General features: G+C 45.6%; 21 protein-coding genes. 10 read left to right on the top strand and 11 right to left on the bottom strand.

Features of this window, described 5'->3' with window-relative positions:
* Positions 1 to 87: 87 nt before the first annotated feature.
* Positions 88 to 591: a pyridoxamine 5'-phosphate oxidase family protein gene (locus GWR21_RS23015; RefSeq protein WP_162333995.1), complete on the top strand. Its 504-nt coding sequence runs from the start codon at positions 88 to 90 to the stop codon at positions 589 to 591.
* Between the two features lie 66 nt (positions 592 to 657).
* Here the strand turns inward: GWR21_RS23015 and tyrS are convergent, their stop codons facing one another.
* Positions 658 to 1,941: a tyrosine--tRNA ligase gene (gene tyrS / locus GWR21_RS23020; protein ID WP_162333996.1), complete on the bottom strand. Its 1,284-nt coding sequence runs from the start codon at positions 1,939 to 1,941 to the stop codon at positions 658 to 660.
* A 130-nt stretch (positions 1,942 to 2,071) separates the two neighbouring features.
* Here tyrS and GWR21_RS23025 point away from each other — a divergent pair, with 130 nt between their 5' ends.
* Positions 2,072 to 2,767, top strand: coding sequence for a TapB family protein (locus GWR21_RS23025; protein ID WP_162333997.1), 696 nt, complete (start codon positions 2,072 to 2,074; stop codon positions 2,765 to 2,767).
* Positions 2,768 to 2,838: 71 nt separating this feature from the next.
* Here the strand turns inward: GWR21_RS23025 and rfbD are convergent, their stop codons facing one another.
* From rfbD to GWR21_RS23055, 6 genes are all read right to left on the bottom strand, one after another.
* The gene (gene rfbD / locus GWR21_RS23030) at positions 2,839 to 3,702 is read right to left on the bottom strand and encodes a dTDP-4-dehydrorhamnose reductase (RefSeq protein WP_162333998.1); all 864 of its coding nucleotides are present in this window, start codon (positions 3,700 to 3,702) and stop codon (positions 2,839 to 2,841) included.
* On the bottom strand, positions 3,702 to 4,268 hold the full coding sequence (gene rfbC, locus GWR21_RS23035) for a dTDP-4-dehydrorhamnose 3,5-epimerase (RefSeq protein ID WP_162333999.1): 567 nt from the start codon (positions 4,266 to 4,268) through the stop codon (positions 3,702 to 3,704). The genes rfbD and rfbC overlap by 1 nt, the downstream gene beginning before the upstream one ends.
* 8 nt (positions 4,269 to 4,276) lie before the next feature.
* Positions 4,277 to 5,332 carry a dTDP-glucose 4,6-dehydratase gene (gene rfbB, locus GWR21_RS23040; protein WP_162334000.1) on the bottom strand — a complete coding sequence of 352 codons (1,056 nt, stop codon included), beginning with the start codon at positions 5,330 to 5,332 and terminating at the stop codon, positions 4,277 to 4,279.
* Positions 5,333 to 5,416: 84 nt separating this feature from the next.
* A complete protein-coding gene (locus GWR21_RS23045; protein ID WP_162334001.1) occupies positions 5,417 to 6,355 on the bottom strand; it encodes a UDP-glucuronic acid decarboxylase family protein in 939 nt (312 codons plus the stop codon).
* 31 nt (positions 6,356 to 6,386) lie between these two features.
* Entirely contained in the window at positions 6,387 to 7,700 is a 1,314-nt protein-coding gene (locus tag GWR21_RS23050) for a UDP-glucose dehydrogenase family protein (RefSeq protein WP_162334002.1), read from the bottom strand.
* Positions 7,697 to 8,797, bottom strand: coding sequence for a DegT/DnrJ/EryC1/StrS family aminotransferase (locus GWR21_RS23055; RefSeq protein ID WP_317165749.1), 1,101 nt, complete (start codon positions 8,795 to 8,797; stop codon positions 7,697 to 7,699). The genes GWR21_RS23050 and GWR21_RS23055 overlap by 4 nt, the downstream gene beginning before the upstream one ends.
* Positions 8,798 to 8,942: 145 nt before the next feature.
* Between GWR21_RS23055 and GWR21_RS23060 the strand changes: the two genes are divergently transcribed.
* Positions 8,943 to 10,208 carry a 3-deoxy-D-manno-octulosonic acid transferase gene (locus tag GWR21_RS23060; protein ID WP_162334004.1) on the top strand — a complete coding sequence of 422 codons (1,266 nt, stop codon included), beginning with the start codon at positions 8,943 to 8,945 and terminating at the stop codon, positions 10,206 to 10,208.
* Here GWR21_RS23060 and GWR21_RS23065 read toward each other — a convergent pair.
* A complete protein-coding gene (locus tag GWR21_RS23065; RefSeq protein ID WP_162334005.1) occupies positions 10,178 to 11,050 on the bottom strand; it encodes a hypothetical protein in 873 nt (290 codons plus the stop codon). The two genes, GWR21_RS23060 and GWR21_RS23065, sit on opposite strands and share 31 nt — an antisense overlap.
* Before the next feature lie 129 nt (positions 11,051 to 11,179).
* Between GWR21_RS23065 and GWR21_RS23070 the strand changes: the two genes are divergently transcribed.
* The gene (locus GWR21_RS23070) at positions 11,180 to 11,752 is read left to right on the top strand and encodes a thymidine kinase (protein ID WP_162334006.1); all 573 of its coding nucleotides are present in this window, start codon (positions 11,180 to 11,182) and stop codon (positions 11,750 to 11,752) included.
* A gap of 420 nt (positions 11,753 to 12,172) precedes the next feature.
* On the opposite strand, the gene GWR21_RS23075 is transcribed toward GWR21_RS23070, so the two are convergent.
* Both GWR21_RS23075 and accC read right to left on the bottom strand, forming a co-directional pair.
* Positions 12,173 to 12,655 carry a GtrA family protein gene (locus GWR21_RS23075; RefSeq protein ID WP_162334007.1) on the bottom strand — a complete coding sequence of 161 codons (483 nt, stop codon included), beginning with the start codon at positions 12,653 to 12,655 and terminating at the stop codon, positions 12,173 to 12,175.
* 60 nt (positions 12,656 to 12,715) lie between these two features.
* Complete coding sequence (gene accC / locus GWR21_RS23080; protein ID WP_162334008.1) at positions 12,716 to 14,200, bottom strand: acetyl-CoA carboxylase biotin carboxylase subunit; 1,485 nt, start codon at positions 14,198 to 14,200, stop codon at positions 12,716 to 12,718.
* Positions 14,201 to 14,239: 39 nt separating this feature from the next.
* On the opposite strand from accC, the gene GWR21_RS23085 reads away from it, so the two are divergent.
* The 4 genes from GWR21_RS23085 (at position 14,240) to GWR21_RS23100 (ending at position 17,364) form a co-directional block, all read left to right on the top strand.
* Positions 14,240 to 14,905 (top strand): heme exporter protein CcmB, encoded by a 666-nt coding sequence (locus tag GWR21_RS23085; RefSeq protein ID WP_162334009.1) that lies wholly within the window; start codon positions 14,240 to 14,242, stop codon positions 14,903 to 14,905.
* Positions 14,906 to 14,996: 91 nt separating this feature from the next.
* Positions 14,997 to 15,659: a cytochrome c biogenesis protein CcsA gene (ccsA, locus tag GWR21_RS23090; protein ID WP_162334010.1), complete on the top strand. Its 663-nt coding sequence runs from the start codon at positions 14,997 to 14,999 to the stop codon at positions 15,657 to 15,659.
* The gene (locus GWR21_RS23095) at positions 15,656 to 15,898 is read left to right on the top strand and encodes a CcmD family protein (protein ID WP_162334011.1); all 243 of its coding nucleotides are present in this window, start codon (positions 15,656 to 15,658) and stop codon (positions 15,896 to 15,898) included. Before ccsA ends, GWR21_RS23095 begins: the two co-directional genes overlap by 4 nt.
* Positions 15,899 to 15,945: 47 nt before the next feature.
* A complete protein-coding gene (locus tag GWR21_RS23100) occupies positions 15,946 to 17,364 on the top strand; it encodes a Glu/Leu/Phe/Val family dehydrogenase (protein WP_162334012.1) in 1,419 nt (472 codons plus the stop codon).
* A gap of 209 nt (positions 17,365 to 17,573) precedes the next feature.
* Here the strand turns inward: GWR21_RS23100 and GWR21_RS23105 are convergent, their stop codons facing one another.
* The gene (locus GWR21_RS23105; RefSeq protein WP_162334013.1) at positions 17,574 to 18,017 is read right to left on the bottom strand and encodes a type I restriction enzyme HsdR N-terminal domain-containing protein; all 444 of its coding nucleotides are present in this window, start codon (positions 18,015 to 18,017) and stop codon (positions 17,574 to 17,576) included.
* A gap of 126 nt (positions 18,018 to 18,143) precedes the next feature.
* Here GWR21_RS23105 and GWR21_RS23110 point away from each other — a divergent pair, with 126 nt between their 5' ends.
* Both GWR21_RS23110 and GWR21_RS23115 read left to right on the top strand, forming a co-directional pair.
* On the top strand, positions 18,144 to 18,914 hold the full coding sequence (locus GWR21_RS23110) for an AMP nucleosidase (RefSeq protein ID WP_162334014.1): 771 nt from the start codon (positions 18,144 to 18,146) through the stop codon (positions 18,912 to 18,914).
* Between the two features lie 19 nt (positions 18,915 to 18,933).
* Positions 18,934 to 20,682 (top strand): ABC transporter ATP-binding protein, encoded by a 1,749-nt coding sequence (locus GWR21_RS23115; protein ID WP_162334015.1) that lies wholly within the window; start codon positions 18,934 to 18,936, stop codon positions 20,680 to 20,682.
* Positions 20,683 to 20,753 lie beyond the last annotated feature (71 nt).

A 20,753-nucleotide genomic window follows, 5' to 3' on the forward strand; every position in this document is an offset into this window, starting at 1 on the left:
GGCCCGGTGTTGTACTTACAATACCGGGCCCCTGTCGTTTTTATCATGGCATGAATTTTTATTGTTTCATACAAACACATTAAATAGATGGCAACAATCCTCAAACGAGAAGAGGCTATTAAAAAGGTATCTGACCTTATCAACGATGTGCGGGTATGTATGCTGACAACCATAGATGAGCACGGACATGTGATATCCAGGCCCATGGCGACAGTAGATGTGGATAAAGACGGAAATGTATGGTTTTTTTCAAATGAATATTCCGGAAAAGTGACACAGATATCGGAGAATAATGAGCTAAATCTTATCTATTCTCACCCCGGACAAAATACCTATCTGAACATCTTTGGGATCGGTTCCATCATCATTGACCGTGAAAAAATGAAACAGTTGTGGACTCCCACTGTGAATGCCTGGTTTCCCGATGGTATTGATGACCCCAAACTTTGCTTACTGAAAGTAGATACAAAACAGGCGTGGTTCTGGGATAATTCATCCAGTAAAATGGTTATCTTTTTTAATATGCTGACCTCTATTATCAGGGGAACGCGTTTTAAAGAAGGGGAGCAAGGTACGTTGGATATTGAGTGATCATCGCATAAAATAAAAGAGGGCTGATACATGTATGTATATCAGCCCTCTTTCTATTAAGGAAAGTTACTTCACTGTTACCAGGTAATAGTTGTTTTTTCCCCTCTGCACAAGGATATATTTATCATTCAGCAGCAGGCTTTTATCGATCAGTTTGTCGATGGCACTTACTTTTACCTTGTTGATGCTGATACCGTTATTCTGGATCATTTTACGTGCTTCTCCTTTACTAGGCAGGATGCTGGTCTCTGCCAGGAAGGACAGGATATCTTTTCCTGCTTCCAGGTCGGCAGCAGTTACTTCTACCTGAGGTACTCCATCCATGATCTCCAGCAGCTGTGATTCGGTCAGAGACTGTAATACATCAGCGGTATCATTACGGAAAAGTAGGTCAGATGCCTTCAGGGCAAAATCCAGTTCCTTATCACCATGTACGAAACGGGTCAGTTCCTCTGCCAGCCTTTTCTGCAGCTGACGTTTGCCAGGATCCTGGTCATGGGCAGCGATCAGTTCATTGATCTCCTCCTGTCCCAGGAATGTGAATATCTTAATATAGTTCTTCGCGTCTTCGTCGGTAGTTTTTACCCAGAACTGATAAAACAGGTATGGAGACGTTTTTTGTGGATCCAGCCATACGTTGCCTCTTTCAGATTTACCGAATTTACTGCCATCTGCTTTTTTCAGCAGCGGACAGGTAAAGGCAAATGCCTCACCATTAGCTTTACGGCGAATGAGTTCTGTACCGGTAACAATGTTACCCCACTGGTCAGAACCACCCATCTGCAGTTTACAGTTTTTAGCAGTGTACAGATGGTAGAAGTCATAACCCTGGATCAGCTGGTAAGTGAATTCAGTGAAAGACATACCGCTGTCTCCTTCCAGTCTTCTTTTCACAGAATCCTTGGACATCATATAGTTAACGGTAATATGTTTACCGGTATCACGGATGAAATCCAGGAAGGATATATGCTGGAACCAGTCAAAGTTATTCACCATTTCGGCTGCATTAGGCTTCGCCGGATCGAAGTCGAGGAATTTCTCCAGCTGTGTCTTGATTCCCTGCTGGTTATGTGCCAGAGTGTCCAGATCCAGCATTTTGCGTTCTTCCGCCTTGAATGAAGGATCGCCAACCATACCAGTAGCACCACCCACCAGCGCTAATGGCTTGTGGCCAGCCCGCTGTAAATGTACCAGCAGCAGGATAGGCACCAGGCTGCCTATATGAAGGGAGTCCGCCGTAGGATCAAACCCTACGTATGCAGATGTCATTTCTTTCAGTAGTTGCTCTTCTGTGCCCGGCATTATATCCTGCACCATACCTCTCCAACGTAATTCCTCTATCAGGTTCATGATTAATTGGGATAATTTTTGCAAACGTAAGAAAAGAATTTTAAACGATATGGGGATAGATGGGCATTGTACCGGAAATTCGTACATTCAACTGTGGACAAAACCACCTATTTCCCGTAAAGAATACCATATGAAAAAGAGCTTGTTTTTGATTGCTTCACTGCTGAGTGCCGTGAATGCATTATTTGCCCAGGATTGTAGCAGCTACTACTATTTTAAGAAGAATGTTGAAGTAGAAATGAGCGTGCTGGACCAAAAAGGACAGCCAATCGCTAAGAATATACACAAAGTCCTGTCTATCAGTAAAGAAGGAGGGGTTACCGTGTCAGAATTTACTATGATCACCAAAGATGGTCAGGGAAACCAGGTATCTTCAAGTAAAGGTGTCTACAAATGTACAGGAACGGAGATCCTGATGGATATGAAAAAATTCCTGCCTGACTTCTCTCCGCTGAAGGATATGAAAATGGAGTCAAACGGTAGTGCACTGATCAGTTATCCGCTCAATATGAAGGAAGGACAAACGCTACCCGACGGTTCATTACAGATGTCCGGCAATGCCAATGGGATGGATATGAACCTCGAGTGTACTGTCACTGATCGTAAAGTAGCGGCCCGTGAAAAGGTGACAACTGGCGGAGGTAGCTGGGATTGTTTTAAAATTACCTGCAAAATGAATGTCATCGTAAAAATGATGGCAATGAACATTCCGGTAGAAATGACTATTACACAATGGTTTGCGCCCGGATTTGGGGTGGTAAAGGTGCGGACGGATAAAGAGGGTAGTGCTATTAGTATAATAGAAGTGACCCATGTAAAGAAATAAATACCTGCCATCATAAAAGGAAAGGGTGTCTGCCAGTGGCGGACACCCCTTCCTTTTATGATATAGTACGATTATAACTGCTGAATACACACTTTCAGGCTTTCACGCCAGTGAGGTATCTGCAGACCGAAAGTATCTTTGATCTTCTGTTTGTTTAAAACACTGTATGCCGGCCGCTGTGCAGGCGTCGGATATTTATCGGAAGTAATCGGCGCTACTGTGCAGGAGGCATTTGTCAATTCCCGGATGGCGACTGCAAAATCATACCAGCTGGTAACTCCTTCATTGCTATAATGATAAACACCGCCATAACTACCCGGTTCATTCCATACCTTGGTGAGCACGGTCAGCATTACATTCGCCAGGTCTACAGCATAAGTAGGTGTACCCGTCTGATCAAATACGACGTTCAGGCTGTCTTTTTCCTGCATCAGCTCACGCATACGCTTCACGAAATTGACACCGAATTCAGAGTAAAGCCAGGATGTACGCAATACGATCGTCGCCGGGTTGCTACCAATAGCAGCGGCCTCACCACGTAGTTTCGAACTGCCATAAATGCTGTTAGGATTGGCATCATCTGTCTCGGAATAAGGCACATTCTGCCTGCCGTTGAATACATAATCAGTAGAAACATGCAGCAGTTGTGCATTATATTCAGCGCATACATTGGCCAGATTCAGTACCGCTTCAAAATTCAGTTTGAAAGCAGTGTCTTCATCTCCTTCTGCCTTATCCACAGCCGTATAAGCTGCGCAGTTAATACAGGCGTGTATTTCCTGCTGAGCAAAAAAACTGCGGACAGCTTCTTCGCTGGTGATGTCCAGCTCATTGAAGTCAGTATGTACAAAGGAAAACTCCGGATAATCCGCAGCCACTTTTTTTATTGCTTGTCCCAGCTGCCCATTAGCACCGGTTACCAGAATATTTTTCATTACTTATTAGGATTGTAGACAAAGTTATGCGTACAGTTTTCAAGCGTAGGCAGTACCACATCTTTTTCAGATACGATGGCATCTGCCAGGTTGATACCCCAGTCAATGTTCAGCGCAGGATCATTGTAAATAATGCCGCCTTCACTGGCTTTATGATAGAAGTTATCGACCTTGTACATGACTTCCGCTGTCTCGCTTAACACCGAGTAGCCATGCGCAAAACCTTTAGGTACCAATAGCTGTAGCTTGTTTTCTGCAGTGAGTTCTATCGTGAATACTTTGCCGTAGGTAGGAGAGCCCTTGCGGATATCGACTGCAACATCGATGATCTTCCCTTCCAGTACCCTGATCAGTTTTGTCTGCGCATATGGTTCCTGCTGGTAGTGTAAACCTCTCAGTACGCCATAGGTAGATCTTGCCTGATTGTCCTGTACGAACGGCAAATTCAGTCCCTGTTGTTTAAAAACCTGTTCGCTGTAGCTCTCGAAGAAATAACCACGGCTATCATTGAATACCCGTGGTTCGTATATTAATAAATCAGGTATCCCTGTTTCAGTGAAAGGCATATAGTTGGTTATCTCTTTTGATACTGTTCGCTGTAATAATCCTGGTAGGAACCACTGGTAACGTGGTCAAGCCATTCCTCGTTGGTGAGGTACCATTCCACTGTTTTTTCAAGCCCTTCCTCAAACTGAAGGGATGGTGCCCACCCCAGTTCCTTATTGAGCTTTGTTGCGTCAATTGCATAACGCAGATCATGTCCCGCACGGTCTTTCACAAAAGTGATCAGCTTGGCAGACGTACCAGGTGCACGGCCCAGTTTCTTATCCATGATCATACACAGCAGGTTGATAAGATCGATGTTTTTCCACTCATTGAAACCGCCGATATTGTAGGTTTCACCTACGCGGCCTTTATGGAAAATGGTATCAATCGCCCGGGCGTGATCTTCTACAAACAACCAGTCACGCACATTCTCGCCTTTACCATAAACAGGTACCGGCTTGTTATTTTTGATATTGTGAATGGCCAGTGGAATGAGTTTTTCCGGGAAATGATGTGAGCCGTAGTTGTTAGAACAGTTGGAAATGATAGCAGGCAGGTGATAAGTGTGATAATACGCCATCACGAAATGATCAGAGCTTGCTTTTGAAGCAGAATAGGGCGAACGCGGATCGTAGGAGGTCTCTTCAGTAAAAAAGCCCTCTTCGCCCAGGCTGCCATATACTTCATCTGTGGATACATGGTAGAACAGTTTATTTTCATAATTGTCCTTCCAGTATTTCCTGGCCGTGTTCAGCAGTGTAGCAGTACCTAATACATTAGTTCTGATGAATGCCAGTGGGTCCATGATAGACCTGTCCACATGGCTTTCTGCTGCCAGGTGGATCACAGCGTCGAATGAGTAGGTAGCAAACAGTTCGTCAATGAATGCCTCGTCTGTGATATCACCCTTTACAAAGGTGTAGTTAGACTTATCTTTAATGTCTTTGAGATTCTCAAGGTTGCCAGCGTAGGTTAAAGCATCCAGATTGACGATCCGGTAATTAGCATACTTGTTCACAAATAATCTCACTACGTGAGAGCCAATAAAACCAGCGCCACCTGTGATGAGTATGGTGTTGTACATAATGATTATTTAATTCTGAAGTACAATTTACAAATGCAAATGAACCACTATTTCAGCGGAAACAGTGGTTCATTTTATACATGATTATTTGTTGAAAGCTTCTTTAAAGTACTCGTAAGTGATCTTCAGACCTTCTTTCCTGTCTACTTTCGGAGCCCAGCCAAGCAATTCCTGTGCTTTGGTGATATCTGGTTTCCTTTGTTTCGGATCGTCTTTTGGAAGTGGCTGATAGATAATCTTTTGCTTGCTGCCTGTCAGTTCCAGGATCTCTTCTGCGAATTCTTTCAGTGTGATCTCCGCCGGGTTACCGATGTTCACCGGCAGGTGATAATCGCTCAGCAGTAAGCGATAAATGCCATCTACCAGGTCAGATACATAACAGAACGAACGGGTTTGAGAACCGTCTCCAAATACAGTCAGGTCCTGACCGGTGAGTGCCTGACTCATAAATGCAGGTAATGCACGGCCATCATTGAGTCGCATACGAGGACCATAGGTATTGAATATCCTGATGATCCTGGTTTCAACGTTATGAAAATTATGGTATGCCATGGTGATGGATTCCATGAAGCGTTTCGCTTCATCATACACGCCACGAGGTCCAACGGGGTTCACATTTCCCCAGTATTCTTCAGGTTGCGGATGCACGTTAGGATCGCCATATACCTCTGAAGTAGAAGCAACGAGTATACGTGCTTTTTTCTCTTTGGCAAGTCCCAGCAGGTTATGTGTACCGAGTGAGCCTACTTTCAATGTCTGGATAGGCATTTTCAGATAGTCGATCGGACTTGCAGGAGAGGCAAAATGTAAGATGTAATCCAGTTCTCCTGGTACATGTACAAATTTGCTGACGTCGTGATGATAATATTCGAACTCCGGTAGCGGAAACAGGTGTTCTATATTTTTAATGTTGCCGGTCAGGAGGTTATCCATTCCAACCACACGGTATCCTTCAGCAATGAAACGGTCACAAAGATGTGAACCCAGGAAGCCGGCAGCGCCGGTAATCAGAACTCTTTTCATTTCAAACTGGCATTAATGCGTAAAGTGATGACTAGTTTTTTGCAGCGGCGCGTCCTACGCTTTCGTAGTGATACCCAAGTTCTTCCATCCTGGATACGTCAAACAGATTTCTTCCGTCGAAGATCAGTTTGTTATTCAGAGAGTTGCCAATTTTTTCAAAATCAGGTGTTCTGAATACGCTCCATTCTGTTGCGATCACCAGCGCATCTGCATTGGTCAGGCACTCATACTGATTAGCAGCATAGGTTACCTTATCGCCGATCAGGCGTTTTACGTTAGCCATTGCTTCCGGATCAAATACAGCAACTGTAGCACCGGCTTCGACCAGTGCATCAATCATATATAAGGCTGGCGCCTCACGAATGTCATCCGTGTTAGGCTTGAATGCCAGTCCCCAGAGAGCAAAATGTTTGCCTTTCAGGTCATTATCAAACCATGCGCTGATCTTTGGCATAAGGAACAGTTTCTGTCTCTCATTTACATCCATCACAGCATTTAGTATCTTGAAGTTGTAATTAGCATCTTCGGATGATTTTACGAGTGCCTGTACATCTTTAGGGAAGCAGCTACCTCCATAACCAATGCCCGGGAACAGGAAACGTTTACCGATCCTGTCGTCGCTACCTACGCCTCTGCGCACCATGTCTACATCCGCACCCAGTTTCTCACACAGAATAGCTATTTCATTCATGAATGAGATCTTGGTAGCCAGGAATGAGTTAGCAGCGTATTTAGTCAGCTCCGCAGATTTCTCGTCCATGAACAGGATAGGGTTACCCTGGCGTACGAATGGAGCAAACAGTTCGCCCATTACTTTGCGTGCTCTTTCAGAACGGGTACCGATCACGACACGGTCAGGTTTCATGAAATCATCTACAGCCACCCCCTCGCGCAGGAATTCCGGGTTGGAAACCACATCAAACGGTTGTGTTGTATGTTTTGCAATAGCAGCTTGGACCAGTTCCGCAGTACCTACCGGCACTGTGCTCTTGTCAATAATCACTTTATAATCATCGATGATCTTACCCAGATCATCTGCTACACGCAGGATATAGGAAAGATCAGCAGAACCATCTTCTCCAGGAGGAGTAGGCAGTGCCAGGAATATCACTTCTCCATGCTTGGCTCCTTCAGCCAGGCTGGTGGTAAAATGTAAACGCCCTTCCTTTAGGTTACGTTCGAACAGCTTTTCAAGTCCCGGCTCATAAATAGTGATCTGTCCGTTTGACAACTTATTGACCTTATTGACGTCAATATCGACGCAAACAACGTCATTTCCTGTTTCTGCGAAACAGGTGCCGGTCACTAGTCCCACGTAACCTGTGCCTACTACTGTAATTTTCATTTGGAGTTTTGATTTAAGAATGATTTAACTGAATCGATGATGTGCTGGAGCTGATCTGCATCCATTTCAGTGTGTATTGGTAAGGATATAACCTTAGATGTGAGGCTATCAGTAACGGGGAGATCGAATGCAGCACCACCAAAGTCTGCGAACATTTTCTGGCGATGTGCAGGTACAGGGTAATAAATCATTGCTGGTACCTGTCTTTCCTGCAGGTATTGTTGTAACGCGTTACGGTCTGCTCCATTCAGCTGTAATGTATACTGATGATATACGTGGTAGCTGTTGGATGCTCTATATGGAGTGGTGATCTCGGGAATACCGGCAAATCCGGCATCATAAGCATCAGCCACCGCACGACGGGCTTTGATATATTCATCCAGTAGTGGTAATTTGATATTCAGTACCACTGCCTGTAATGTGTCGAGACGGGAATTAACGCCCACTACGTCATGATAATAACGGGCAGACTGTCCATGGTTGGCCACCATTCTGATCTTTGCGGCCAGCGTGTCATCATTGGTGAAAAGTGCACCACCATCGCCATAACAGCCCAGGTTTTTGGACGGGAAGAAGGAGGTACAGCCTATCTGACCAATAGCGCCCAGCATTTTGCGGGTACCGTCAGCAAACGTGTAATGTCCGCCTATAGCTTGTGCATTATCTTCAATAACAGGGATATTATATTTCCTGGAAATCGCCATGATAGGCTCCATGTCTGTAGCATGGCCATACAGGTGAACAGGAACAATCGCTTTGGTTTTGGAAGTGATCGCTTTCTCTACCTGCTCCGGGTCAAGACAGAACGTCTTCGGATCTACATCGACAAATACCGGTTTCAGACGTAACAGCGCAATCACCTCTGCAGTCGCAATAAAGGTAAAGGAGGGCGTAATGACCTCGTCTCCGGGAGCCAGATCTAACGCCATCATAGCAATCTGCAACGCGTCGGTACCATTTGCACAAGGAATCACATGTTTTACACCGAGATAATCTTGCAGAGCCGTGGTGAATTGTTGTACAGGTGCGCCATTAATAAAAGCTGCATTTTCCAGCACTTCGGTCATCGCAGCATCAACCTGCGGCTTTATTTTCAAGTATTGGCGTTTTAAATCCACCATTTGAATAGGAACCATGAGTGGGATAGATATTTTGTTTAAAGTGAGCAAATTTACAAATTTTGACATAGGATGGGCAGTATCTTTGCGCCTGATCCAAAAAACAGTAAAAGTACGTTCAGGCATGGCGGCAAGCACAATTATATATGATCTGGGAATAAGAACTTACCGGGCCGCTGTAGGCCTGGTCGCAGCGACTGGGAATGCTAAAGCCCGCCGGTGGCTGGATGGACGGAAAAACTGGCAGGAATCCCTGCAGCAACACCTGCCTGCAGGCGGTCCCATCGTTTGGGTCCATGCCGCCTCGCTGGGTGAATTTGAACAGGGGAGGCCGGTCCTGGAGGCTATCCGCCAGGAATATCCGGCCTGTAAAATACTGCTGACCTTTTTCTCTCCTTCAGGTTATGAAGTGCGGAAAGACTATGCTGGTGCCGATCACGTATGCTACCTGCCACTTGATACCCGGCAGAATGCCAGGGATTTTATCCACCTGGTCAGGCCCTCTCTGGCCATTTTTATCAAATATGAATTCTGGTATCATATGCTGACGAGCCTGTACCGGGAAAAAATACCTGTATTGCTCATCTCCGGGATATTCCGGCAGGGTCAGGTATTCTTTAAGCCCTATGGTGGTATGTTCCGTCGTTTATTGCGGCAGCTCACCTACATCTTTGTTCAGAATCAGGAATCAGTTGGGTTACTAACACAGGCTGGTATTTCCAACATTGCCCTGGCGGGAGATACCCGTTTTGACCGGGTATGGGCATTACAGGAAGAAAACAGGGAAGTGGGAGGGATCAGTGAATTTATTGGTGCCCAACAGGCGGTGATTGCCGGTAGCACCTGGGACGAAGATGAGGTATTACTGGCTGCCTGGTGGAAGAAAAAACCTCACGCAGATCGTTGCCTGATCATTGCTCCGCATGAGATCGAGCCGGCGCATATCAATAAAATAACTACACTGTTCCCGGAAGCTGTCCGTTATACGGAATGGATAAAACAGCCAGGCAGGGAGGGGAAAGTGCTTATAATAGATAACGTTGGTATGCTTTCAGCATTATACCGTTATGCGGCGATCACATATGTAGGTGGTGGTTTTGGAAAAGATGGTATTCACAACGTGTTGGAGCCTGCTACATATGGTAAAGCGGTACTTTTTGGTCCGGTGTTCCATAAATTCCCTGAAGCAGCTGCATTGATCGCTGCCGGCGGTGGCATCAGTATACATGATCAGGATACATTGGACATACAGCTGGAAAAACTATTGCAGGATACTGCCTTCCGTACGCATACAGGGGCACAGGCAAAAAAATATGTGGCTGATAATAAAGGCGCTACGGGTAAGATCCTACGCTATATTCAGGAGAAACGCTTCTTAACAAGACTGTAGAACTGTCTCACCGCACGGTTTTCGTCATCCCATCCCTGGCGTATTTTCAGCTCTCTTTCAATCCAGTACTCAGCTTCCTGCAAGGTGTGAAATTCGTTGATCGTTTTAAGTGAACGCTCATATGTATCTACATCACCACGGAATAACTCCTGGATAAACTGAAATTTGTCATTGATACCGATCGCCTGACGCAGGTCTTTCACCGGAATGTCGCTCAGTCTGTCGCCAATCTCGTCATACGACTGACGCCAGCGGTCATTCAGCGATGTAGTCTGTGCTACCAGTTGATTCAGCTCTTTTAGTTCTTTGCGTACGCCATTGGTTTCAGGCTTTTTGCCATTCTGATGAGTATGCTCTCCATTGTTCACAGGAGCATTTACCTGCTGTTGAGAATGGGCATTACCATACAGGGTGATAAAAGCTGGTTTTTTTTCTTCTGATGCTGGTGCCGCTGCAGATTGTGGTAAAGGTTCGGGAGCAGGTACAGGCTTTGGCATAGACGTGTGATGACGAGGTAACGTCAACGTTGAGCCGCCAGCAGGAGCCGCCGCAGGCACTGCCTCACGGGATACTTGCTGTGAAACCGTTTCTGATGATGTTGTTACAGGAGGAGCGACCGTAATAATAGTCGTATTGGCTGTTGTATTAATCGCTGCACCAGGTAGAATTACAGCGATATGGCTGTCCTGTTTCTGCTGTGTGCGTTCCTGCTCTCTTTCCAGCGTTCTTGCGTGAAGAAGCTCTGCCTGCAGTAGTTGCACATAATAAGAAATGGACTGTAAACCAGCATTTGAATTTTTGAGTTCCTGTAACTTATCAATTAATGCACTTATTTTTTCCATAGCAGTAAAAAAAATAAATTGAAAGCAAAATGCGTTCCATGCCTTAATTGTTAACGCGATACGGGGGAATTTATTTTATTTGCATAAAGTTAGGGCATTTTAATTAACTGTAAATCAAAATACTAGAATATGTTTATTGAACCTTCTCTTGTGGGAGGGCGAAGGGGTTGGATAGAAGTTATCTGTGGCTCAATGTTTTCCGGAAAGACGGAAGAATTGATCAGAAGACTGAAACGGGCCCGGATAGCCAATTTGAAAGTTGAAATCTTTAAACCGATGATAGATACGCGATATGATGTACAACATATTGTGTCTCATGATGAAAGCCGCATCATTAGTACTCCGCTGGAAAACTCACAGCAGATATTGCTACTGGCGCAGGATGTAGATGTTGTTGGGATTGATGAAGCACAGTTTTTTGATGGTGAACTTCCGGAAGTTTGTGATCAGCTGGCCCTCAGAGGTATCCGTGTAATCGTAGCCGGACTGGATATGGATTATCTGGGAAAGCCTTTCGGGCAAATGCCTTTCCTGCTAGCGAAGGCAGACTATATCACCAAACTGCACGCTATCTGTGTAAAATGCGGCAACATCGCCAATTACTCTTACCGTAAAACGAAAGATACGCATACCGTGTTGTTGGGAGAAACGGACCTGTACGAACCGCGGTGCAGACATTGTTATTATGAAGGTGTAGAATAATTGAAAGCGTTCCTGACCGGAGCGCTTTTTTAATGACTGATCCCTGATCTCATCTTCCTGTAATCCTCCGGCCCCCCCCTGTTATACTTCCTGAACTGCCTGCCTGGTAATCCTCATCACTGAAATCCGATTTTCCTGTAATCTGGCTGATCCTACTTCTTTTGGCTATTTAGTAGCTACCCGTCCTCTATTGAAACAGGTCATTCTTTTTATACTTAATCTATACTATAAGGTCACCATAAGGGCACCTCAAGGGCACTTCATTATCCCTGGGATATTGAAGTGCCCTTGAGGTGCCCTTATGGTGACCTGTAGATGACCTTTGAATAAGGATATTTAGCCGTTAATTTATGGCATAAAAAAGAAGCCGTCCGGCTGAATGTCAGCGGACGGCTTCTTTTTTATATCATATAATCATTATCAGGTGCTGGCCTTGACCTTGAAGGTAAACTTCTTCTGGGTAAGGTAGCTGAAACCTACAACGAATATGGTTGTCAATACTTTAGCGATTGTCGGGTAGATGTGAAAATATTCAACGAACAGCTTCATGAACCCATAGTTGAGGCAGATGCAGATACCTACCAACATAAAATAGCGTACCAGCTGTACCCTGCCCCTCAGGTTAGACTCAGAGAATACAATGTATTTGCTCAGCAGGAACCCGGTTGGAAAAGTAACGATCATCGCCATGAATAAGGCCGCAATGTGTGCACTGACGGTGAGGATGCCTCCGGGATGGATCGGGCTTTCATGAAGGATAAAATGGAAACTGATGTAATACAGGATGATATCCATAGCCGTATTACCACTGCCACAGGCAAGGTAACGGAATGTTTGCAGCGGCATCAGTCTGGCAAATGGCTGGTAAAAAAAATCTAATACCAATAAAATGAACCTTTTCATAAAATATTTGTACAGTGACAAAACTAGTCAGTTTTACCGTTACTGTACTGCGCTTTTGGATTATCTTAACAATTTCCTGTTCTTCCAAAGTTTTGGTTGCTGGTTCACAGGTTGCTGTCTGATACGGCGTTGTTCTTCCTGCCATACCTGCACCGCAAGAATAGCGGCTGCTTTGGCTGCGGCAGGGTCTTTCTGATCCAATGACTGTGGTGTAAAGTACTTTCCAATGAAATTAGTGTCAAAAGCGCCATTGATAAACGCAGGCTGTTGTAAAGCCCAGCGCCCGAAAGGCAATGTGGTGCGGATGCCTTTTATATGATATTCGCCGATAGCACGCAGTAACCGTTCCCGGGCTTCTTCCCGGTCAGCTCCCCAGGCTATCAGCTTGGCGATCATAGGGTCATAGTAGATGGGGATTTCCATTCCCTGCTCATAGCCATCATCCACGCGTATGCCATATCCCTGTGGACGAACATAGGTTGTGAGGGTTCCGGTATCCGGCAGGAAGTTATTGGCAGGGTCTTCCGCACAGATACGCAGTTCAATGGCATGGCCATTTATTTTCAGGTCAGCCTGGCTGAAGGTCAGTTTTTCCCCTCTGGCCACCCGGATCTGTTCTTTTACCAGGTCCAGTCCGGTGATCATTTCAGTAACAGGATGTTCTACCTGTAAGCGGGTGTTCATTTCAAGGAAGTAAAACTGGAGGTGCTCATCAACGAGGAATTCAACCGTACCGGCGCCATAATAGTTACATGCGCGGGCAACGTTCAGCGCACATTGTCCCATGGCTTCCCGGATGGCGGGTGTTAGGCAGGAAGAAGGTGCTTCCTCTATGAGTTTTTGATGTCTTCTTTGTATAGAACATTCACGTTCAAATAGATAGACGAGGTTTCCATGCTGGTCGCCCAGTATCTGGATCTCTATATGACGTGGAGAGCCCACATATTTTTCTATAAATACGGCATCGTCGCCAAAGGCGCTCATCGCTTCACTTTTCGCAAGTCTTACCTGCTCTTCCAGTTCTTCAGGTGCATTGACTACCCGCATACCTTTACCACCACCACCTGCGGAGGCTTTGATGAGAATGGGGAACCCGGTTTTCTTTACTACTTCCCTTGCTTCTTCGATACTTCGTAAAGGAGTTTCTGTACCAGGTACCATAGGTACACCAAATTGCTGTGCTGCCTGCTTGGCAGCAAGCTTGCTACCCATTACCTCAATGGCAGCAGGACTGGGGCCGATGAAAATAAGTCCTGCATCCTGCACAGCCTTGGCAAAACGGGCGTTTTCACTGAGAAAGCCATATCCGGGGTGGATAGCATCTGCACCGGTCTGGCGGGCAGCACCTATAATCTTGTCCATCACAAGGTAGGACTGATTGGAGGGGGCCGGACCTATGCACACAGCCTCGTCCGCGTATTGCACAAAAGGCATGGCGCGGTCGGCCTCGGAGTATACAGCTACTGTAGCGATTCCCATTTCGCGGGCAGATCGCATAATCCGTAGTGCAATTTCACCACGGTTGGCTACCAGTATTTTTTTCATGGAAGCGAATATAAGTGATTCTACTATCTTTGCCCCCACATGAAATCCAGTGCCTTCAGACAAACACTTACACTCGTAAGAAAGGATATTTTGCTTGAATTACGGCAGAAATATGCCTTTTATGGTATCCTGTTATATATTATATCCACTGTGTTTGTCATAAATCTCATGATTGACAAACCCGAAGAGAAGATCTGGAATGCGCTTTTCTGGGTGGTACAGCTGTTTGTAGCAGTCAATGCCATTGCCAAAAGTTTTATGCAGGAGAACAGGGGGCGTTTATTATATTTTTATTCGCTGGTACATCCACGCAGTTTCATTGCGGCTAAACTGATCTATAATATCATCCTCATGTCGGTTATGACATTGATAACCATGGGATGTTGTATGTTGTTCCTGGGGAATCCGGTCACCAGTTTCTGGTATTTTCTTGGTGTGATCATGCTGGGAGGTGTGAGCTTATCCCTGCTTTTTACGATGCTGGCGGCCATAGCGGCACAGGCAAATCAGAATGCGGCATTGATGGCGGTGATGGGATTTCCTATCATGCTGCCCCTGCTCATGTTGCTGTCAAATATTGCCAAATCCTCCTTCATTACTGTATTCCAGCCGGGATTGCCGAAGATGTTCCTGATGATGGGTAGCATGGATCTACTGATTATTGCCCTTTCCTTAGTATTATTTCCTTTTTTGTGGAAAGACTAGGGACAGTTGTAAACATGACGGGAAACAGGTTACTGAATTTTGTGATTAGTGATAAAACCTGTAGGTTTGCCCCCAATATAGTTGGTAAAAAATGGGAAAACATTGGTGGAAAGCTCTAGCGGTAATAATCCTCGTATACGTCATTATAGCAGGATTTACTATTGAGATACCGATTATCGGCACGAACGGGCAGTCTTCCCGGGGCCTCTTCTTTCACGTTCCTATGTGGATATGCATGTACACCATGTTTACTATCTCCGTAGTCAATTCGTTACTTTATCTCTCCAAATATGATCTCCGCAGAGATGCCTACGCCAGCGCAGCTGCGAGTGTAGGTGTGTTTTACGGTATTCTTGGGTTTGCGACAGGTACACTCTGGGCCACGTATACCTGGGGCGGTTCCTTTACCCGCGATCCTAAACAGATGCTGACTGCTGTGGCGCTCATGATCTATATGGCCTATCTTGTGCTGCGTTTGTCCATTCCTGACATAGACAAGCGTGCGAGGATCTCAGCCGTGTTTAACATTTTTGCATTTGCTTTGTTGATTCCCTTAACGTATATCATCCCGCGTATGGTCGACTCCCTTCATCCGGGAAGCGCCACCACACCAGGATTTGCATCCAGTGACACCGACAACCATATGAAGTGGGTGTTATATCCTGCCTTCCTTGGATGGACACTGCTAAGTGTCTGGATCTACACCCTGCTTGTTCGGTACAAAAAATTAGAGCTCAAAAATATTTTTAAATGATCAACAAAGCGTTTTCTTTCTGCTGTACCTGTATGCTGCTACTCATTTCCCTGTTTGCTAACGCACAGGAAAATCAGAATCAGAACACAGAGACAGGACCTGTTAACGAATTATTCCGGAGTAATGGCAAGATCTATGTGATAGTAGGTGTACTGCTGATCATCTTTATCGGAATTGTTATATTTTTAATAGCACTGGACAGAAAGATCAGCAAGTTGGAGCAGCGGGAGAAAAACTAGGACAGCTAAAAAGTCCAACTACATATATATTACCAAAACAATTGTCTATGGCGCAAGAGCAACATTATGACTTCTTTCAGAGCGTTGAGAGAAGTTTTGACAAAGCCGCAAAATTCACGAAATGGGAAAAAGGCATTCTTGAGCAAATCAAGGCCTGTAACGCTGTGTACCGTATGAAATTCCCGGTACGCGTCGGAGACAGCATTGAGGTGATCGAGGCCTACCGCGTTCAACACTCTCACCACAAGCTGCCTTGTAAGGGCGGTATCCGCTTCAGTGATGCAGTGAACCAGGATGAAGTAATGGCCCTGGCAGCACTCATGACTTACAAATGCGCTATTGTAAACGTACCTTTCGGCGGAGCCAAAGGCGGTATTAAGATCAATCCACGTAACTATTCCCCGTTCCAACTGGAAAACATCACCCGTCGCTATACAGCTGAACTGGTGAAGAAGAACTTTATCGGCCCGGGTGTAGACGTTCCTGCTCCGGACTATGGTACCGGTGAAAGGGAAATGAGCTGGATCCTGGATACTTACATGAGCCTTCGTCCCGGAGAGATAGATGGTTACGGTTGTGTAACCGGTAAACCAGTTTCTCAGGGTGGTGTACGCGGTCGTAAAGAAGCCACCGGTCTTGGTGTATTCTATGGCCTGCAGGAGCTTTGTAATATCAAGGAAGATATGCAGCGCATCGGTCTGGAACCAGGTATCATTGGTAAAAGAGTGATCGTACAGGGTATGGGTAACGTAGGTTACCATGCTGCTAAATATTTCCATGAAGCAGGCGCTGTTATTGTGGGACTCATCGAGTGGGATGGGGCACTGTACAGTGAGAAAGGTATGGACCCGGATGCAGTACTGAAACACAGAAACGAAACCGGTTCCATTACTAATTTCCCTGGTGTAACTACATTGAAAAACAATGAAGAGGGCCTGGAGATGGACTGCGATATCCTTATTCCTGCTGCATTGGAAAATGTGATCCACAAAGATAATGCGGCACGTATCAAGGCTAAGATCATCGGTGAGGCAGCGAATGGTCCAATCACACCGGAAGCTGACGAGATCCTGAATAAAAAAGGTGTAATCGTTGTGCCTGATATGTTCCTGAACGCTGGTGGTGTGACCGTTTCTTACTTCGAATGGTTGAAAAACCTTAGCCACGTACGTTATGGCCGTCTGGGTAAACGCTTTGATGAAAACATGAATATTCACATCCTGAGCGTGATTGAAGATCTGACAGGTAAATCTGTTTCAGATAAGGAAAGAAAGTTCATTGCTCATGGTGCTGATGAGGTGGATCTGGTATATTCCGGGCTGGAAGAAACCATGCACGCCGCATTACATGAAGTACGTGCCATCATGATGAATCATAAAGATATCCATGATATGCGTACCGCTGCTTACGTATGTGCTATTGATAAAGTAGGTGCTGCATACGATCAGCTGGGTATTTTCCCTTGATGTTTATATTCGCATAATAGTTTTAGAAAGGGGACGCCATTATCAGGTGTCCCTTTTTTATTGTAGTATTTTCTCCTTTTGTTTTGTATTTGGCCTGCACCTGATTGCGTCATTCCATGGATTGGCTATTTGCTATTATTCGCCTAAAATAGGCATTTCGTAAGCGACAGGTGCGGGAAGAGAGGCGATTACAGATTGTAAAATTGATATTATACGTGCGTCGGCAAACGGGACATAAACTGCCAGTCCTGTTCGGAGGTCTCGTGCCGGCAGCAATAAGTATTCACACCATTGGTGATAACCAGGTATGTAGCAGGCAGCACCATATGGTATCTCAGGATCTGGGCAAGTGTTGCCTCTGTCAGTGGGATGTCCATTTCCTTACATTCAACTATCATCCATGGCTGCATAGACCGGTTATACACAATAATGTCACAACGCTTCTTCAATTCTCCCAGGTAGATCTCCTTTTCAACTCCTATCAGCGATTGTGGATAACCTAGTGTTTTAACCAGGTAACCTAGGAAATTCTGACGCACCCATTCTTCAGGTGTTAATATAACATACCGCTTCCGGTACCGGTCAAAGATCAGTGTCTTATCATTTTCCTTTACGATCTTGAAGTCAGGGGCGGGAAATTCTATGGAAATCATATCACAAAGATATTTATCCCCGGGGACTATCAGGATACACTGGAATACCTGTATTTACACAAGACTATTCCAGGGTACGGCATGGCACATCGGAGGAATTTCCGTATATTCGTTTGTCAAAAGGCTATGAAGACAAAAGAAGAAATTGTAGCTAACTGGCTTCCCCGCTACACGGGAGAAAAGCTGGAGAATTTCGGCTCCCACATTCTCCTCACCAACTTTAGCAATTATCTTAATTATTTCGCGGAATGGCATAATACCACCATCGTAGGTGAAGGACGACCTATGCAATGCGCTACCGCTGATGATATCACTATTATCAATTTTGGTATGGGAAGCCCGGGTGCGGCGACGGTGATGGACCTGCTGAGTGCTATTCACCCCAAAGCCGTTCTGTTCCTTGGAAAATGCGGTGGACTCAAAAAGAAGAATAACATCGGAGACCTCATTCTGCCGATTGCGGCTATAAGGGGAGAAGGTACTTCCAATGATTATTTTCCCGCTGAAGTACCTGCGCTGCCTTCCTTCGCGCTGCAGAAAGTAATCTCCACGACCATCCGGGAATACGGTTGCGACTACTGGACAGGTACCTGTTACAGTACAAACCGCCGCGTATGGGAGCATGATGTGGATTTCAAACGTTACCTGGAAAAGATCAGGGCAATGGCGATAGATATGGAAACAGCTACTATTTTCTCTGTCGGTTTTTATAACAAGATCCCTACTGGTGCTTTGTTACTGGTATCCGATCAGCCAATGATTCCTGAAGGGGTGAAAACAGAGGACAGCGATCGCCGTGTGACAACAGAATATGTGGAACGGCATATCCGCATCGGTATTGATTCCCTGAAAAATCTGATCAACAGTCACCAGACAGTGAAACACCTGCTGTTTTAAATAAACGATACTCCTCAATATGCAGCAACCGCTATTATCTATCCGGGACCTGAAGGTTTCGTTTGGCAGTACTACTGCTGTCAATGGTATTTCACTGGACATTCAGCCCGGTGAGATCATTGGTATTGTGGGAGAATCGGGATCCGGTAAATCAGTGACCTCCCTGGCACTGATGCGTTTGTTACAGCATCCTGGAAAAATAATGGGTGGACAATTGCTATACCAGTTGTCAGGCAGTAAAATGCCAGTGAAAGACATTGTGCAGTTGCCCGAAAACGAAATGCGTACCTGGCGTGGCAATGAGATTGCCATGATCTTCCAGGAACCAATGACTTCCTTAAATCCACTGCATACCTGCGGGAATCAGGTGATGGAAACGCTGCTGCTGCACAAACGGATGAACAGAGCCGAAGCCCGGCTGCAAACGCTGGCATTATTCCGGCAGGTGCGTCTGCCTGATCCGGAAGGGATGATGGAGCGTTATCCACATCAGTTATCCGGCGGGCAAAAGCAGCGGGTTATGATTGCTATGGCAATCAGTTGCCAGCCACGCCTGTTAATTGCTGACGAGCCAACCACTGCTTTAGATGTGACAGTGCAGAAAACGATCCTGCAACTATTGAAAGACCTGCAGCGGCAAACAGGCATGAGTGTAATATTTATCACACACGATCTGGGCGTGATTGCTGAAATTGCTGACAGGGTAGCTGTCATGTATAAAGGTAATATTGTAGAAGAAGGAACGGTAGCGCAACTGTTTAGTCACCCACAACATCCTTATACCAAAGGGCTGCTGGCCTGTCGCCCGCCACTGGACAAACGGTTATTTCGCTTGCCAGTAACGCGCGACTTCATGGAGGTAGATGCACAGGGTGGGATTGTAGAGAAAGCACAGGAAGTGAAGGCCTTCGTCCGCAGCCTGGAGATCCCACGGGAGATATTGGCTGAGCGGGAAGCCCGTTTAGCGCAGCGACCGGCATTGCTGGAAGTTAAAGATCTACATACCTGGTTTCCTGCAAGAACGAACTTTTTCGGAAAGGTACAATCATGGACGAAGGCGGTGAACGGTGTCAGTTTTGACGTCAGAGAGGGGGAAACTATGGGACTGGTGGGGGAATCCGGATGTGGAAAAACGACCCTGGGCAGGACGTTGTTAAGGCTGGTAGCGCCTACAGCAGGTAGCATATTATATAAAGGGAGAGACATTGCCGGCTTGCCGGCGAGTGAACTGAGAGCATTACGTAAAGATATTCAGATCATCTTTCAGGACCCTTATTCATCTTTGAACCCGAGATTGACCATTGGTAATGCGATTGAGGAGCCAATGAAGGTGCATGGTTTATATAGCAGTAAGAAGGAGCGGAGGGAGAAGGTAAGAGAGCTATTGGAAAAGGTCAACCTGCTGCCGGAGCACTATGACAGGTATCCGCATGAGTTTTCTGGTGGACAGCGGCAGCGGATTGTTATTGCCCGGGCGCTGGCGCTGAATCCTTCCTTTATCATATGTGATGAGTCGGTGGCAGCATTGGATGTGAGTATTCAGGCACAGGTTTTGAACCTGCTGATGCAATTGAGGGAGGAATTTGGGTTTACAAGTATATTTATTTCCCATGACCTGTCAGTCGTTCGTTTCATTAGTGACCGGATGATGGTGATGAGCAGGGGAGAAGTGGTGGAAGCAGGTTCGGCTGCTGAGGTGTATGAAAAACCGAAAAGTGAATATACCAGACAGCTAATTAATTCTATACCGAAAAATAATTATGCGTAAATTCGTGTGTGAGAATGTATCAATAATCTCTTTTGATAGAGTCCATAATAATCAATAATTTTGCAGCCTTA

This window comes from Chitinophaga agri, from assembly GCF_010093065.1.
GTDB classification, from domain to species: Bacteria; Bacteroidota; Bacteroidia; order Chitinophagales; family Chitinophagaceae; genus Chitinophaga; species Chitinophaga agri.